Here is a 17293-nt window from a genome sequence, read left to right as displayed (position 1 = left end):
CTTACTTCTTTAAAATTTTAACGGCCTGGGTTCCGTTGTTGGTACTCACATTGATCAGATACACTCCCTGTGGTAAATTGGTCAGACTGAATGGGATTTCCGCTTCGCCTTTCAGTTCTTTTACCAGTAACTGTCTGCCGCTGATGTCATACAAAGTTGCCGTTCCTTTTTCATACTCAAAATCAATCGAAACATTCGTAGTGTTCATCGTCGGGTTAGGGTAGGCACTCAAAATCTTCTCGATCTTCTCTTTCTTATTGTTTTTCAGCTTCACCACCCAGTAGTCGTTGCCGCCTATCTTGTTGTTCTTGTCTCTTGATTTCTCACCGTTCGAAGTTCCGGCCAGTAAAAAGCCGCCGTCTTCCGTAGGGATGACTCTTTTCAGTACTTCATCACCACGGCTTCCTACCGCCTGTGACCACAATTCCTTTCCTTTCGGGTCGATTTCCAAAGCGATATAATCGTTGATGCCTTCTTTCTCTTTACTGATACGGACGCCTTCTCCGTTGTCTTTAAGTTCGCTTTGTGCAAAACCGCCCAACAAGATCTTTCCGTCAGCTCCTTCGGTCATGCTCGACAACACGTCTTTCGAACCGAAGTTATACGTCTCCTGCCAGTCGGTAGTTCCTTCGGCATCCAGTTTCACCAACCAGAAATCGCTTCCTTGTGTATTCGCTTTGCTTTTGTTGCTGTTCTTGGTTGCTCGGTTGCTGGTTCGGTTGGTTTCCTGATCGGAGTTTCCGCCGATTACAAATCCGCCGTCATGCGTCTGGATCAGGCTCACCAGTACATCATCCCCGGTACCGCCCAGCGTTTGTTGCCAGATAATCTCACCGGTAGCACCGACTTTCATAATCCAGTAATCACCTAAACCAATCGGATTGGTATTTTTATCGCCTGATTGGGTCGAGTTGGAATAACCGCCCAGTAAATATTCATTGTTCGCCAAAGGCTGTATCACTTTGAGTTCGTCCTGGAACTTTCCGCCCAGGGTTTTCTGCCAGGTCACATGTCCGCCGTTATCAAGTTTCACCATCCAGAAATCCAGTCCGCCTCTCGATGCTTCTTTCTTCAAGTTAGCAGCAATATTACCATTTACATCGGCTTTGCTTTTTGGGGAACTTGACGAACCCGCAATGGCATAACCACCATCCGTAGTTTGTACAATACTGCCCAGTTTTTCCTGTCCGTTACCGCCAATGGTGTTCTGCCACTGGATGGTACCGCCGCTGTCAATTTTTACAATCCAGTAATCGGTCGAACCCTGGCACACATGGATCTTGTCACCGGTTTTTCCTGAAGAAGAAATTCCGGCAAGGATATACCCACCATCGGAAGTGGCCTTCACCGACTGCAGTAAATCCATATTCGAACCGCCATAGCTCTTCTGCCAGATCAGGTTGTTGTTGGCATCCATCTTGCAAACCCAGTAATCCAGGTCACCATTGTTGGCCTGGGTCATGTTCCCGGTACGGTTGGACGAAGTACTTCCGGCAATTAAAAATCCGGAATCCGAAGTGGGGATCGCATCAAACAAATACTCCTGACGGTTACCGCCAAGCGCACTCTGGTACGACACCTGCTGTTCCTGTGCATACGAAGAAGCCGCACAGAAGCTCATGAGAAGCAAAGAAAATGCACCTCTGGTGTAATGATGTAACATAAGCAATAATTTTAGGGACAAAGAACTTCCGGCTTAACCATCCGAAAAGTCTTACTATTTTTCAACGCAAACATAAAAAGAATTTTTCTTACAAACCGTCAGTAAAAACACTTATTTTTTACTTTATTATGTTAAAATTCAGGAAATTATAAATCCATTTAACGGGTGTATTCTTATAAGATGCAATTTTTGTGATAAAGGTTGGTTAGGGATTATCAGATTGAAAGATTGAAAGATTATTGGATTGAAGGGGTGGGCTTCGGCTCCGCTCAGCCACCGTCGAGAGTCTCAGCAACCATATTTTGACAGTCTCAGCAACCATACTTCGACAGGCTCAGTAACCATACTTCGACAGGCTCAGTAACCATACTTCGACAGGCTCAGCAACTATAGCTCAGCCACCGTCGAGAGCCTCAGCTACCTTAAAACTGTGGCAAAAAGGTTTTTAAAAACGAAATTGCCACAAAAGTTGTGGCAAAAAGAAAATTGAAAATGAAATTGCCACATATTAGATTATCAGATTTTTAGATTGTCAGACATTTAGATTTTGGTTATTGTAAATGCATAACAGGCTCCGCCACCGTATTGATTTTCAGTTACCGCAAATTCGCATATTTTTATTATTTTGGAATATTAATTGTTATACAGTCTACAGTTTGTTTAACCCTGCCGTCGGTTATTGGTGCCTGAGTTTTTTTGCGGGGGATTATCGGCATTTTGTTTTTGGGGTTTAGATTTTCTTCCCGTCAAAGACATGCGATGGGCAAAAGTCTTAGGATTTGGAAGCGAGTGTCAAATAGTTGAAGAATCCGTAAAAAGAAAAGCTGTTTGAGCCCGTTTCGTCAGTTCGAGTGTTTTGTGCAACGTAGTGAAGCAAAATGTATCGAGAACCATTAAATAAGTTACCTCTCGATACATTTTTACTACGTTTCACTCCGTATAAACACTCGAGGTGACGTACAAATTATGACAAAAGAAAAGAATAAGCCGTATCCGACGCAGGAGGATGCAGGTAAAATAACCCGCTGTGCAATCCCGATAGCTATGGGATTGTTTGTATATAAAGTCTACAGGACTTTATCCCGATATTTAAAAGAAAAATAAAGTTATAAAACAAAAAAAGGGAACTCTTACGTTCCCTTTCACATTCCAAAACCAACTCCATTCTTTTCTTATTCAATCATTCCATACTCATATACCGTACTGTTTAATAAACTGCCTCCGTTAAAAGTTTTTTGGAAGACCACGTTGCCGTTTGAATCATATTGATAGTCAAATGAATGATTTGTCGTGGGAGTTTGTCCGTCCGGGGTGCTGACATACGTTCCGGGATTGTTAGGAATCATAGGTTCCCTGAAAGTTCCCGGAATATCACACCAGGGTGCCATCCAGTAATGATGGAACAAGGCACGCGGATTGGTATCAAAACGGTCGTAAGTAATGGTGAAATCCGTTCGGGTAGGATCGGCAAAATCCACACGTACCGAAGTACAGTTCCCCTGACTGTTGAAATAGTATCTGAATGTATTGATCAATTCCCCATTGCTTTTGGTTGATTTTGCCGTTTTACTGCCATCATGATTGTTGGTCCAGGTAAACACCCGGTCAAGACCATTACCTATATAAAGTTCTTCTTTGATGATCTTACCGTTGCCATAATAATGAACATACTTCGTATCGGTTTGGGCTGGGTCTGTATAATCCGTCAGTCTTGTTATCTTCCCCGAGGAATACGTATAATTGATTTTCCGGTTGTTACTGGTATTCGGTTCGCTGATATCAACTTCCGAGATACGCTTCTTGCTGTCATACGTAATGATCTGCATGTTATTCAATGTGCCGTTTCCGTTCCATTTGGTTATTTTAACCGGTAATTCCTGTGGAGTGGAAGTTTCTTCATCTTTGGAACACCCTAATGTTAAAAGCAGTGTTGCCAATCCTAATAATTTCGTTTTCATTGTATTAGTTGTTTTAATTTGATGAAACAAAATTACCGTTGACAGGCATGGCGGTCAAGACGGAAAACCACCAAAAATAAAGTTGGCTGGTTTCAGGGAGTACTAATTTAGATTATCAGATTATTAGATTGTCAGACATTTAGATTTTGGTTACTGTAAATGAATAACTGGCTACGCTATGAGTCCGTACTGATAGGCTTTGGCAACAATTCCCGCCGAGTTCTTAGCCTCCAGTTTCCGCAGCAGGTTCTGCCGGTAAGTTTCCACGGTATTGGCACTCAGAAACAAACGGTCGGCAATTTCCTGTGTGGTGCATTCCTGTGCAATTAAAAGCAATACGTCTTTCTCGCGCGGACTCAAGACCGGGATTATCGAAGCCTGCGGTGCGGCCACGCCCTGTATGTCGTCGATGAGAAGCGACTGTACGGCAGGGGAGTAGTAACGGTTGCCTTCCCGGATGGTGGTAATGGCCAGGAAGAGTTCGTCCTGATCGGTATTCTTCAGCAGGTAACCTTGCGGATTTTCTTTTAAAATGGTTTTGACCATAGCGGCTTCGTTGTGCATGCTCAACACCATTATCTTGATGTCCGGGTTGAAACTCCGGATCTTTTTGATCAGGGCAATTCCGTTGATGCCGGGCATACTGATGTCGGTTATCACTAAATCCGGAGCATCCTGTTCCAGATTGTCCAGTAAGAGCGCCGGATCTGTGTAGGTTGCGGCAATCGTAATATCGTTCATGCTTTTAAGGATCGAGTCGAGTCCGTTCAAAAACATTTTGTGGTCATCGACTAAGGTGATGCGGTATTGGCCCATATGCTATTGGTGTAAAGGGATATTGAATTGGATGACAGTACCGTTGCCCGGCGAACTGTCAATGGTTAAATTGGTTTGCAGTTCCTTGATCCGTTCACGGATGTTGTGCAAACCGATGCCTTCCTGCTGTTGGTTGCTGTCAAACCCGATGCCGTTGTCTTCCGCCATAATGTTGACGTGATCATCAAAACTGTTGATGAAGAGCGAAAGATGACTGCATTGCGCATGTTTGAAAGCATTATTGATGATCTCCTGCAAAATACGGTAGGTTTGCGTTTTCTGGTTGGTGTTCATACAATCGAGAGCTTCCCTGCCGTGGATTTCCAAATGCAGTTGAGTGTGCGGATGGCCCGAATGTTTACGGATCAGTTCTTCGGTGATCTGGGCAAAAGGCAGTTCCGAAAAGGCCGGCGGCATTAAATTATGTGACATACGTCTTACTTCATGACAGGCGTCATCGAGCGAGGCAATCAGTTGTTGCTGTCCTTCTTCTTTTTCCGTAAAATGGGCAATAGCCGAAAGTTTGATGCCGGCCAGTGTCGCACCCAATCCGTCGTGGAGTTCCTGCGACAGTCTTTTGCGTTCGAGCAGTTGGCCCTCCAGATTTGATTCTGTTTCTTTTAATTGCAGCGTGGTTTTAAACTGGACTTCCTGTTGTTGGTTCAGCAATGCCTTGGTTTTGTGCTGGCGGTACCAGTACCAGGTGAGGGCAATAAACAAAAGCAATACCACACTTCCCATGAGCAGGATAAGATTGGATTTCTTGAGTTCGGCTTCGTTGAGCTTCTTCTGGTTCTCCAGGAGGGTGAGTTTCGCATCCTGACGCTCGAGTTCGAACTTGGTTTCGATTTTCTTGACCTCGGCCGTGTTGCTTTTGGTTTGCAGGGTGTCTTTTAATGAGGCGTATTCCCGGTGGAATTGCAGCGCGCTTTTGTAATCTCCTTTTAAGGTATAGGCTTCGGCCAGTTTTTTATTGATGAGCATTTCATCGTCCAGATTTTTTTCCTGTTGGGCAAGACCGAGTCCTTTTTTTAGATACTGTATTGCCTGGTCCGGCTGTTGCATTTTGAGATACAGATCCCCTATGTAATGGGAAGAAATCATCTCATTGTAAGAGGACTTGATCTTTTTGTTTTCGATGACCGCTTTTTGGAAAAAGTATAAAGCCGAATCGTATTTCTTAAAGTCGGCATACGCTTTCCCCAAATTGTTCTGCATGCTTAAAAGATCTTCAGGATCATCTTCCAGCTGCAGGGCTTTCCGGTAATTTTTGATGGATTGTTTTTCATCGTTCAGATAAGAGTAGGCATTCCCCAGCATTGAGTAACAGGCCGCGAGTTTGTTATTGTTGGCGTTTCCTTTTTTGTAATAGTATAAGGCCCGTTTGAAGCTTCCGATGGCTTTGTCCAGTTCGTTCTGGGTGCCGTGCACGAGTCCGATGTTGAGGTAATTGGTTCCCAGACCGGTGAAGTTTTGTACTTTACGGTAGTAAATCAGATTACCCCGTAGCATCTGATAAGCTTTGTTGGCGTGACCTTCCGATAAAAGAATCAGTGCCATGTCGTTGGTACCGGCGGCGATGGCGCGTTCATACTGTAGTTTTTTGGCCAATTGTAATACTTTCCCGGCGTATTTTTTGGCTTCGGTATTGTTTACGTACAAATGTTTTGAGCTCAGCACCGAGTAGACATTGACCAGATTGGTATCCGGCGGCAGCTGCTTTCTTTTTTCTGCCAGTACCTTGAGGGAATCCACCGGAAGTTTATTCAGGGATTCGAGCCTCATATCCTGTGAGAATCCCTGTAGTGAGATCAGCGATAGGGCAGTGTAGAGCAGCAGACGCAATTTCATGTTTAGTTTTTATCGTTTCCTACAAAGCTAAAAAATAAGAATTGGATTATGTTTTAATTTTTTGGTTTTGTGTGGCTGAGGTGTCACACTGGGCTTGTCGGAGTGCTCTCGACGGTGGCTGAGCGGAGCCGAAGCCACCGAAGATAATGTGGCTTCGGCTCCGCTCAGCCACCATACTTCGACAGGCTCAGTAACCATACTTCGACAGGCTCAGTAACCTGTTCAGCCACCATAAATCTGTGGCAAATTGGTTTTTGAAAACGAAATTGCCACAAAAGTTGTGGCAAAAAGAAAATTGAAAACGAAATTGCCACAAGGGTGATTTTTTGTAAGATAATGATTTTAAGGGATTATGGCTTCGGCTCCGCTCAGCCACCGTTACCCTGAATGGTTAACGTAGTCGATGGTGGTTGAGCGTAGTCGAAACCACCTGATGAAATAAAACTTCAATACTCCAATTCAGCTCACAACTCACAACTCATAACTTATAATTCTATAACTTTTGACAGCAATTGCATAACGCTTCCGGTTTTTCTGTAGAGTAACTTTGTAGTTCACTTTAAAGACTAAGGCCATGAATCTGAAGAGAATTTTCGGTGCCATTCTCACTATATTGGGAATTAGCGGATTATTGTATGCCGCTTACCTGTTCATGAATACACAAGGCAGTGATCAGGATGTGAGGGGCATGATTATTTACAGTGTTTTAGGTATTCTGTTTTTTTCCTCGGGAATAGGTTTGGTACAGGCAACAAAAGACGGATCATAGATTTGCGCAGCAGGTTACAGGATTATTTTAAAAATCATTAGGATTACTCCACCAATCAAGACTAAATACAGTCTTATTGCATTAAACCTGTCATATGGGGCTTTATAAAAATAATCTTCCAGATTTTTTTTGTCTAATCTATAATAAATCCCAAGAAAAATAACCAAACCAAACAAGACAATGTAATCGCTCATATTTTAAAATTTAAGGTGATCACTTAATTTGATATTACCCCAATACCATGTTTTGCATCAATTCTTTTCTAAAAGTATATCTTCGCAATGCAAAACTTAAACGAAAGTATGAAAAATCAAATTGCGGCACTGCTTTTAATTTTAGGAATTGGAACATCGTTCGGTCAAAATGAAAATAAGATTAACTCATCTAATTATTATGACTATTATTTGGATTTTCCTGCCATGAAGAAAAAAGGCCTTCACGGTAAAATTCTTACAACTAATTGGTTACGGTTAAAAGAAGTTATTCCGGTCATAATTGATGAACTGAAAAAAGCCGGATATACTGATATAACACAAAACGAAGAGGTTAAGGTAAACGATACACAATCGCTAACGACCCCGGTATACTGTAAAAAATCAAATTTTGGTTTCCTGTATATCGAAATCCATAGTGAAACGCCTAATAAGAAACACAGAATTGAGCGGACGCAAAAGGAAAGCATGGGAGTTGATTATATAGATTGGAAAGAATTGCCCAACGGAAAGATTACTGCCGTAAAAATTGAAAAATTGCCTGAAAATATTTTTGTGCTGAATGAAAATTGTTATTGGTATCAATATACAGACAACCCCGTTGATTCAAAGCAATTGGTTTCCAAAGAGGATGCATTTAAAATAATAAGGGAAGATATTAAAGCGTATTTGTTAAAAGCTCCCGGTCCAAGAAAAACCTACAAATAAATTCCCTGAAAATAAAAAGGGAGTGCTTCAGCACTCCCTAAAATTAATTTATGATCTGTTACTCTTTTTAGGTGTACTTTTTTTGGAAGTAGCACAACAAGAAGCATCGGTCAGACATACATGCGCTTTATCTTTTTCGCAACTGGCTGTGGCCGTTTTTTTATCTGCCGAACAGCATGATTCTTTTTTTGCTTTATTCTTGCCTTCTTGGGCATTACCTGTGTAAGTTCCCGCAAACAATGCGAAAACAGCTACCATTATGATATTTTTCATCTTTTTGATATTTTAAATTTTTATAATTGAAATCGTATAGTAAAAGGTACTTGGTACCCAACTATTTTTTTACCCTATGAGATTTAAACGGCTCTGGGCGGATGCCAAATATCAAAAATGTTTTGCGAAGTAATGATTTCATTAAACCAAAAGTTATGGTTTATTACAATATCCTGAAAATAATGGAGAGTGAATTTTGTTGGAACCTCAAGGAAAATATTTTTGTAACAACAGGAGGAAACGGAACATTCCCGCTTATCACATCCATCCGTATCTTTTGTTGGTTCTTGCTCTTTTGAACAGGAACAGGAACAATCCGGAATAAGCTGCATCCTGACAACCTGTACCGCAGGCACAGCTCCAAGAAACAAAAAATAGATGCTTATTATGGATGCGAGGAATCTCATAATGTAAATATAATTAAATTGATTTCATCAAGGGAGTGGAAATATGTTATAACTTTTATAAAATTTAAGGCAGAAATGTTGCTTTTGAAATTTTACGGATTGATGATGTATATCTGCCACCGGTAAAATTGTGGCAAATTGGTTTTCGAAAACGAAATTGCCACAGGGGTGATTTTTTGTAAGACAATGATTTTAGGAGATTATCAGATTATTCGATTATCAGATTGAAAGATTATTGGAGCTTAGATTCTCTTCCCGTCAAAGACATAGGATGTACAAAAGTCTTAGGATTTGGAAGCGAGTGTCAAATAGTTGAAGAATCCGTAAAAAGAAAAGCTGTTTGAACCCGAAGGGTGAGTTCTTTTCTTTTAGGATTCGAAACTTTATTTGACCGCTGAAAATCCCAGACTTGAAATCGAAGATTCACGGAATCCTTAGACAAATAGTTACATGAGTACTTTTTGTTTCTTTGCCGTGTCTCGGCCTCAGACGAGATGTCAAGACAAAAGAAAGGAAATAAGCCGTATCCGACGCAGGAGGATGAAGGTAAAATTTTTAAGGCCCAATAACTATTAGGGTTGCACAGCTGACGCGAGCGTCCCGCTCGTGTCTACAACCACCCAAGATGACGTGGCTTCGTACTACTCAGGTTCAGTTACTCGACCATCGAAATGCGTTGCCTGAGGTTCTCGAAGGCATAAGTATCGGAAATGTGGCTTCGAGAGCCTCAGCCACCGTAATCATCCACAACTCATAACTCATAACTCATAACTTATAACTCATAACTTATAACTTATAACTTATAACTTATAACTTATAACTCCTAACTCCTAACTTATAATTCATAACCCATAACTCACTATATTTGAACAGTTGTAAATTGTATCATGTGAATCCGAACAGCACCCTTACCATTGAATATTCGTATATCTTTACCGGTATTATCCTGATACTGGCAGTGGCATGTGCCTTTTTATGGATAAAACTCGTAAAGGCAGAGAAGGAAAAGAAAGTAACCGAAACCAGATTCAGACAGGTGGAAGGGCAAATCAATTCCTTACAGCTCGAAACACTCGAATCCCGGTTGAACCCCCACTTATTCAAGAACATACTCAATTCCATCCAGTCGCATGCATACCAGACCTATTTTGCACTCGACAAACTGGCAAACGTACTGGATTACATTTTGTATGAAAGCAAGAACAAGTTCGTGACCCCGAAAGAAGAAATTGAATTTGCGCTCAATCTTATCGAGATCAATAAAATAAAAATCAGCCCGCTTTTTGAATTAAAGGTGAAAACCAAAATTGATGAATCAGAGCCTTTGTATGGACAAAGCGTCCTGGCCCCGCTCATATCGATCGACCTGATTGAAAATGCGTTTAAGCATGCCGACCTCCAAAGCGAGGACTCGTTTATTTCCATCATTTTCGAATTCAAAAACAATGTGTTCTCCCTCACGGTGTCCAACAAGATTTCGGGTAAGCCTCCCATTAAAAAAGACAAAGGCGGTATAGGTTCGGAAACACTGGAACAGCGCCTGAATATTATCTATAAGGGGAATTTCAAACTGGAAAGGTTTATTGAGGAAAATGTATATATTGCAACACTAAAAATAGATTTACTTGAGCACAAAAATAAAATGCTTACTGCTGGATGATGAATTGCCGGGGTTAACCTATCTCAAAATGTTATGTGAGCAGATAAAGGATCTCGAAGTGGTGAAAGCATTCAATTCCCCGGTTTCTTTTCTGAATGAATTGGAGCATCATGAATTTGATTTGTGCATCATTGATATTGAAATGCCCGGGATGAACGGTTTGCAGGTCGCGAATCTGTTGCATGGCAAACCGGTTATTTTCACGACGGCTTATAAGGAGTATGCAGCCGAAGCCTATGATATCGATGCGGTTGATTATGTACGGAAGCCAATCAAAATGGAACGCCTGCAGCAGGCCATCACCAAAGCAAAAATCCGTCTGAGTGCCCATAAAAATGAAAAGGATTTTGTACAATTGAATACCGACAAAGGCAAGGCGCTTATCTTCTTTGACCAGTTGTGTTATATCAAAGTATCCGAAATAGACAGCCGGGATAAAATCATCCGGTTGCAGGACAGCACCGAAATCACCCTCAAGAATATTTCATTTGATAAATTACTGGAGATACTGCCCGGGAACAGTTTTGTGCGCATCAATAAGAAAGAAATCATTGCACTGAAAATCATCAAGGTTTTTTCATTTGATGAAATTACAACGAATATCCAATTGCCGTCCGGTGGCAGCTTAAAGCTTATCCTGAGTGAAACCTACAGGAATGAATTTTTGCAGAAGGTGCAATATTGATTCGTTACAGATTTTATCCCACTCATTACATTTCTGTACCGGTTTATTCGTATACCGTTTTTTTTATTCTTTAAAGTTTCATTTTTGTGTTGAATAAAAGCAAAACACAGTTATGAAACGATTTTTCGGGGTATTGGTTTTAATGGGATGCCAATATCTTTCACTTCATGCACAGGAGCAAAAAGCACCCGACGCAGTTATGCCAAAAGATTCCAAAATAGCATTTGCCGCTTATGACGGAATGGTCGTGGCCGGTTATGTGGACCAAGGGGGATTTTTGAATTTTACCGGACCGAATATCAGTTGGAGTAAAAACAATTCAAAAATTATGGTAGGGATGCTGCCTTCACTGCGGTTTAAAGAAGATGATAAAGAACCTAAAAATTCTTTCATCACACCGGGGCTTGGTGTGGGACTTACCTACAGCTATAAAAGGATTGCCTTCCAGCTTCCTTTATATTACACAGCCAAAACCGCAACAGACAACGGAAAATGGAATTGCGGTATCGGCATCGGAATCAGACTGAAAAAATAAATAATGAATCAGACAAAATAATAAAGGCATATCCATGGGAAAATTTAAAAACAGTTTCTTTTATGTAGGTGTAATAGGCGCTTTTTCGGCGTTGATGTACTGGATTATCATATACGGTACAAAACTGGAAGAGGGCAAAAATATTAAGGCAGTGGTTTCAAACCAAAGCCAATGGTCCAGTTTTACGGAAGCTTTGACACATAATTTCGAGCATCCGCTGGCCGTTTTACTGGCGCAGATTGTGACGATTGTGATGGTGGCCAAATTATTCGGATGGATTTGTACCAAAATCGGACAGCCCACGGTGATCGGGGAGATGATCGCCGGTATTGTCTTGGGGCCGTCGCTGGTGGGAATGTATTTCCCTGAATTTTCAGCCGTATTTTTCCCCGAAGAATCATTGGGCAATCTTAAATTTTTAAGCCAGATCGGGTTAATACTCTTCATGTTCATAGTAGGAATGGAGCTTGACATTAAAATACTGAAGAACAAGGCACATGATGCAGTGGTGATCAGCCATGCGAGTATTATCATTCCGTTTGCCCTGGGGATGGGATTGGCATACTTCATTTACCATTCATTTGCACCGGAAGGCGTACAGTTTTTATCGTTCGCCCTGTTCATGGGAATTGCGATGAGTATCACTGCTTTCCCTGTTCTGGCAAGGATTGTGCAGGAACGCAATCTCAATAAGACAAAACTGGGTACGGTTGCCATTACCTGTGCCGCTGCCGATGATATTACGGCCTGGTGTATACTGGCCGCAGTGATTGCCATTGTGAAAGCCGGCTCGGTGGTGAGTTCTTTTTATACTATTTTCCTGGCGGCTGTTTATGTGTTGGCCATGATCAAAGTGGTACGTCCTTTCCTTAAAAGGGTAGGTGACCTGCACGCTACAAAAGACAACATGAGCAAGCCGGTGGTGGCGATTTTCTTCCTGACACTGATTATTTCGGCGTATGCAACGGAAGTGATTGGTATCCATGCTTTGTTCGGGGCTTTTATGACAGGAGCGATTATGCCCGATAATATGAGATTCCGTAACCTGTTCATCGAAAAAATTGAAGATGTTGCTTTGGTTTTACTGCTCCCGTTATTTTTTGTTTTCACCGGGTTGCGCACGCAGATTGGTTTATTGAACGACGGTAATTTGTGGAAAATAACCGGTTTGATCATATTGGTAGCGGTTGTGGGTAAATTTTTCGGAAGTGCACTGGCGGCAAAATTCGTCGGCCAGAACTGGAAAGACAGCTTGTCAATCGGGGCGCTGATGAATACCCGCGGACTGATGGAGCTGGTGGTTTTGAACATCGGATACGATTTGGGTGTCCTGACTCCTGAAGTTTTCTCGATGATGGTGATCATGGCTTTGGTCACCACTTTTATGACCGGTCCGGCTTTAGACCTGATTAATTGGGCATTCAAATCCAAAACCGCCGAAATCCCGGTGGAAGTGAAGGAAACCAGTAAATACAAAATCCTGTTTTCATTCGGTACACCCGAGTCCGGCAGGACATTGCTCAAACTGGCGAACAATTTGACAAAGAAACTGAACAACAACGCGGTACTCACCGGTATGCACCTGACGCCTGTTGAGGAAATGCACCACTACGATACCGATCAGTATGAAACGGACAGTTTTAAGGAAGTGGTGGAAGAATCGGAAACACTGAACCGGAAAATAACCACGCTGTTCAAAGTCTCAACCGATATCGATACCGATATTACGGCAGTGGCCAATAAAGGGGATTATGATTTACTGTTAATCGGTTTGGGGGAATCCATTTATCAGGGCACACTGTTAGGGAAAGTGTTGGGCTTCACAACAAGGATCATCAACCCGGAAAAATTAATCAATACGGTTACGGGAAAAGAAAATTTATTTGATAATTCTTTCTTTGATGAGCGTACCCGTTTCATATTATCAAAAGCAAACATTCCGGTTGGAATATTGATTGATAAGGATTTTTCCAAAACCGAACGTATTTTTATTCCGGTTTTTGATGCCAATGACAGTTTTCTGATCAATTATGCCCAAAAGCTGATCCATAACTCGGGCGCACAGATCGTAATTTTGGATGCTGCCGGACAGATAAAGAACAATGCGGAAATCAAAGAAAAAATCAGGGCAATTGAACAAAACGCCCCGAACCATATCACGTTGCAGAACCAGAGAGCGGTTGAAAAAGATTTTTTAACCGGACAGGACTTAATGATCATTTCAATAGACAGTTGGAAGAAACTCATCGAATCGAAAAGTATGTGGCTGCCGGATATCCCGTCAACGCTAATCATATCAGATAAAACATCTTAAAATAAAAAATCCACCTATGCCGGTGGATTTTTTATTTGTTGGTGTATTGAAGCTGGTGGTTGAGGTATCATATTGAGCTAGTCGAAGTGTTCTCGACGGTGGCTGAGGTTCTCGAAGCCACCTAAGATAATTTGGCTTCATACTTCGACAGGCTCAGCAACCATACTTCGACAGGCTCAGCAACCATACTTCGACAGGCTCAGTAACCAGTTCAGTCACCATAAAACTGTGGCAAAAAGAAAATTAAAAATGAAATTGCCACATATTAGATTAAAAGATTGAAAACTATATACTGGAAACGTTCTGCTATAAGAGTGTATTGGGGTGGTTGAGCGTAGTCGAAACCACCTGAAGAAATAAAACTTCAATACTCCGATTCAACTCATAATTCATAACCTATAACTCAAAAAAAAGACGAGCTTCACCCATTCTTTAACTCTGTTTTTTTAGATAATTTTCCTTTTAAGACACTAAGGACTAATTACTCTTCACTAATTACTAATAACTCATAACTCAAAAAAAACGTAAGAAATTATTACTATTTTTGGTACGCAATCAAAAAACTAAATCATGATACAAAGAATCCTTTTACTGTTGGTTTGTTGTACCACAACCGGATGGGCACAAAAAATATATTTCCCGAAGGAACAGTATGCCGACAGCACGGCTATGGCCAAAAATATTCCGGCCCTGGCCGAAAAAGCAATTGCTCTGTATAAGGAAGCAGACAAAGCAGCCTACCTCGATAATTTGTTCCGTCTGGAGCTTACCGCCAAAAGATATAAAGCCATTGAGACGACCCTGAACCAATTGGAGATGGTGACTTTCGGGGACAGTATCACTAAAAATCATTTGGGTTTTGGCTATAGGGTATATGCGAAAACTGCCAGCAGCCAACCGAAAACACCAACTGAATTTGAATCCAACTTCAAAAGAAACTTCCATTCCCTGTATAATTCCTTAAATAATGAAGGGCATACATCCGTCGGCTATTTTTATAATACCAACTTGAAGGGAAGGAAAATCACTTTGGAACTGAAGTTGAAAGATATCAGTGTCCACGACAGCATAACCGTAAAGGATGCCGTGGATTTGTGCAGGGCGTATTGTGCTTATAACACATCAGCCGTAACCTTGGCGCTCGGAAAGCAGTTCATTGCTGCAATAGAAGCCGAAAAATATCTAATTGACGAGAACATCATCATCACGCTTCCAAATGGCAGTACCATTGCCGGTACGATGGTCCGGAACAAAAATATAAACGGTCCACAACCGGTTGTTATGATGTATAATATTTATGCCGGCATTGAACTTAGTCTGTGTAAAGAAATGGTTGACAATGGTTATGTGGGCTTTATGGCCAATACCCGTGGGAAGCGCTTGAGCAATGACCCGATTGAGCCGTATGAACACGACGGTGACGATGCGTATCATATTTTGGACTGGGTGAGCAAGCAGTCTTGGTGCAACGGCAAGATCGGAATGTATGGTGGGAGTTACTTAGGTTTTAGCCAATGGAGTGCCATGAAAAAGGTGCACCCGGCACTCAAAACGATTATACCGCAGGTGGCCGTGGGTGCCGGTATCGATTTTCCGATGCAGAACAATGTTTTTATGGGCTATGCCTTGTCGTGGATCCGCTTTGTTTCGAATAATAAAATGACTGATGCTGCCGACTTTGAAAACAATTCCAAATGGGAATCAATTTTTGCCGATTACTATACAAACGGTAAGAGTTTCCGATCGCTGGACAAAATTGAGGGTAAACCTTCACCTTTGTTCCAACGATGGCTCGATCATCCTTCTTACGACAGCTACTGGAAGAACATGACCCCACAGAAGGAGGCTTTTGCGAATATCAATATCCCGATACTAACCACTACAGGGTATTATGACGACGACCAGTTGGGCGCCATGTATTATTATAAAGAATACCAGAAGTGGAATAAAAACGATAATTATTATCTGGTTATCGGGCCTTATGACCATGGCGGCGCTCAGGGATTTCCTAAAAGTACGCTGGGTGGTTACGAAATTGATGCGGCGGCCCAGATCAACATCAACGATCTTATTTTTGAATGGTTTGATTACATCTTAAAAGACGGCAAACGTCCGGAGATTTTAAAAGATAAAGTCAATTTCCAGGTGATGGGTAAAAACGAATGGAAACATGTGGGTAAGCTACAGCAAATGCACAATGAAACCCTTACTTTTTATTTAGGTACCGGAGACCGTCAAGGCCAGTTAGTGAAAGCAGGTCCTGAAAAGCTTGATACTATTTCCCAAACGGTTGACTTCAAAGACAGGAGTGAGGTAAACCTGTTTAAAAGTACCGATGTGTGCAGCTTCCGGGCAATAGATAACGCGACACTGGATACAGAAAAACAAATGCTGGTATTCGAAAGTAACCCTATCGAAGAACCGTTGACGATTAGCGGTTCGTTATCGGCTTCACTGAAAGTAAGGACTAATAAAAAGGATATGGACATTGCCATCCAATTGTATGAGAAAACAGCCGACAACCATTATTTTGCCTTGAGCAACAACCTGCAAAGGGCCAGTTATGCCGAAGACAGAAGCAAAAGAAAGCTGTTGAAGCCCAATACGGTTGAAACCATCAACATCAATAATACGTTCATTACTTCTAAACAATTGCAGAAAGGAAGCCGTATTGTGATTGTAATGGGCGTGAACAAAAACCCGAACTGGCAGGTGAATTACGGTACCGGAAAGGATGTGAGTGATGAAACGATGCAAGATGCCGCCGTTCCGATGGAAATAAAATGGTACAGTAACAGTACGATTAATATTCCGGTTTTGAGATAAGTCCCGGTGGCTGAATTGGTTACTGAGCCTGTCGAAGTACCGAAGCCACCGAAGAGAATGTGGCTTCGGCTCCGCTCAGCCACCGTATTCCTGATAAGGTGTTGATCGTAACCGATGGTGGTTGAGCGGAGCCGAAACCACCGAAGAGAATGTGGCTTCGACTCCGCTCAGCCACCGTAAACGATAAGGTTTGATCGTAACCGATGGTGGTTGAGCGGAGTTGATGGTGGTTGAGCGGAGCCGAAACCACCTCATTTTTTTTCCTTGAGATTTTTAAAATGTGAATCATTCATGCATTCTGAAGCAATTTTTAATAAATTATCATTCTTTTCAATCAAAGCTTCTTTCTTTTTTCTACTCCAACCTTGTACTTGTTTTTCACGATAGAAAGCTTCATAGACATGTTGATATTCTTCAAAATAAATAAGCTTGACAGGTAATCTTTTTTTGGTGTGGTTTGCACCTTCACCGTTTTGATGTTCTTCCAATCTTTTGTTTAAATCTATTGTGCTACCAGTATAATAGCTTCCATCTGCACATTCTAAAATATACATATAACCTTTCATGGCTTCGTCTTTGTTTAATTGTATTGTGGCTTTTATATTTCGATAGGCTG

Annotated in this window: 16 protein-coding genes; 9 read left to right on the top strand and 7 right to left on the bottom strand. The window is 41.6% G+C overall.

Translation table 11 applies throughout. The annotated features are described in order from the left end of the window. Window position 1 precedes the first annotated feature (1 nt). Window positions 2–1663 (bottom strand): T9SS type A sorting domain-containing protein, encoded by a 1662-nt coding sequence (locus NAT51_RS08020; RefSeq protein ID WP_250597603.1) that lies wholly within the window; start codon window positions 1661–1663, stop codon window positions 2–4. A gap of 966 nt (window positions 1664–2629) precedes the next feature. On the opposite strand from NAT51_RS08020, the gene NAT51_RS08015 reads away from it, so the two are divergent. Further along, entirely contained in the window at window positions 2630–2767 is a 138-nt protein-coding gene (locus tag NAT51_RS08015) for a hypothetical protein (RefSeq protein ID WP_250597601.1), read from the top strand. A 68-nt stretch (window positions 2768–2835) separates the two neighbouring features. Here NAT51_RS08015 and NAT51_RS08010 read toward each other — a convergent pair whose 3' ends face one another. The 3 genes from NAT51_RS08010 to NAT51_RS08000 all read right to left on the bottom strand — a co-directional run bounded on the left by NAT51_RS08010 (window position 2836) and on the right by NAT51_RS08000 (window position 6099). Then, entirely contained in the window at window positions 2836–3621 is a 786-nt protein-coding gene (locus tag NAT51_RS08010) for a hypothetical protein (RefSeq protein WP_250597599.1), read from the bottom strand. A 171-nt stretch (window positions 3622–3792) separates the two neighbouring features. Beyond that, a complete protein-coding gene (locus NAT51_RS08005) occupies window positions 3793–4437 on the bottom strand; it encodes a response regulator (RefSeq protein ID WP_262921799.1) in 645 nt (214 codons plus the stop codon). Between the two features lie 3 nt (window positions 4438–4440). Further along, entirely contained in the window at window positions 4441–6099 is a 1659-nt protein-coding gene (locus NAT51_RS08000; protein ID WP_250597590.1) for a tetratricopeptide repeat-containing sensor histidine kinase, read from the bottom strand. A gap of 763 nt (window positions 6100–6862) precedes the next feature. Between NAT51_RS08000 and NAT51_RS07995 the strand changes: the two genes are divergently transcribed. Further along, window positions 6863–7057, top strand: a complete 195-nt coding sequence (locus NAT51_RS07995) for a hypothetical protein (RefSeq protein WP_250597588.1) — start codon at window positions 6863–6865, stop codon at window positions 7055–7057. Between the two features lie 302 nt (window positions 7058–7359). Then, window positions 7360–7977 carry a hypothetical protein gene (locus NAT51_RS07990; RefSeq protein WP_250597586.1) on the top strand — a complete coding sequence of 206 codons (618 nt, stop codon included), beginning with the start codon at window positions 7360–7362 and terminating at the stop codon, window positions 7975–7977. A 48-nt stretch (window positions 7978–8025) separates the two neighbouring features. On the opposite strand, the gene NAT51_RS07985 is transcribed toward NAT51_RS07990, so the two are convergent. Both NAT51_RS07985 and NAT51_RS07980 read right to left on the bottom strand, forming a co-directional pair. Further along, the gene (locus NAT51_RS07985; RefSeq protein ID WP_250597584.1) at window positions 8026–8250 is read right to left on the bottom strand and encodes a hypothetical protein; all 225 of its coding nucleotides are present in this window, start codon (window positions 8248–8250) and stop codon (window positions 8026–8028) included. Between the two features lie 83 nt (window positions 8251–8333). After that, a complete protein-coding gene (locus tag NAT51_RS07980) occupies window positions 8334–8657 on the bottom strand; it encodes a hypothetical protein (RefSeq protein ID WP_250597582.1) in 324 nt (107 codons plus the stop codon). 625 nt (window positions 8658–9282) lie between these two features. On the opposite strand from NAT51_RS07980, the gene NAT51_RS19675 reads away from it, so the two are divergent. The 6 genes from NAT51_RS19675 to NAT51_RS07955 all read left to right on the top strand — a co-directional run bounded on the left by NAT51_RS19675 (window position 9283) and on the right by NAT51_RS07955 (window position 16677). Beyond that, window positions 9283–9414 (top strand): hypothetical protein, encoded by a 132-nt coding sequence (locus tag NAT51_RS19675; RefSeq protein ID WP_262921798.1) that lies wholly within the window; start codon window positions 9283–9285, stop codon window positions 9412–9414. Window positions 9415–9522: 108 nt separating this feature from the next. Then, entirely contained in the window at window positions 9523–10317 is a 795-nt protein-coding gene (locus NAT51_RS07975) for a sensor histidine kinase (RefSeq protein ID WP_250597580.1), read from the top strand. Continuing rightward, on the top strand, window positions 10283–11002 hold the full coding sequence (locus tag NAT51_RS07970; protein WP_250597578.1) for a LytR/AlgR family response regulator transcription factor: 720 nt from the start codon (window positions 10283–10285) through the stop codon (window positions 11000–11002). Before NAT51_RS07975 ends, NAT51_RS07970 begins: the two co-directional genes overlap by 35 nt. Before the next feature lie 112 nt (window positions 11003–11114). Continuing rightward, window positions 11115–11537, top strand: a complete 423-nt coding sequence (locus NAT51_RS07965; protein ID WP_250597576.1) for a hypothetical protein — start codon at window positions 11115–11117, stop codon at window positions 11535–11537. A gap of 34 nt (window positions 11538–11571) precedes the next feature. Then, a complete protein-coding gene (locus NAT51_RS07960) occupies window positions 11572–13851 on the top strand; it encodes a cation:proton antiporter (RefSeq protein WP_250597574.1) in 2280 nt (759 codons plus the stop codon). Between the two features lie 570 nt (window positions 13852–14421). Next, on the top strand, window positions 14422–16677 hold the full coding sequence (locus NAT51_RS07955; protein ID WP_250597572.1) for a CocE/NonD family hydrolase: 2256 nt from the start codon (window positions 14422–14424) through the stop codon (window positions 16675–16677). Between the two features lie 251 nt (window positions 16678–16928). On the opposite strand, the gene NAT51_RS07950 is transcribed toward NAT51_RS07955, so the two are convergent. Further along, a complete protein-coding gene (locus tag NAT51_RS07950; RefSeq protein WP_250597570.1) occupies window positions 16929–17243 on the bottom strand; it encodes a GIY-YIG nuclease family protein in 315 nt (104 codons plus the stop codon). Window positions 17244–17293 lie beyond the last annotated feature (50 nt).

This window comes from Flavobacterium amniphilum, assembly GCF_023634845.1.
Taxonomy (GTDB): domain Bacteria; phylum Bacteroidota; class Bacteroidia; order Flavobacteriales; family Flavobacteriaceae; genus Flavobacterium; species Flavobacterium amniphilum.
The sequence above is the reverse complement of the archived record's forward strand: the minus strand, read 5'-3'. Positions and strand labels throughout refer to the sequence as shown.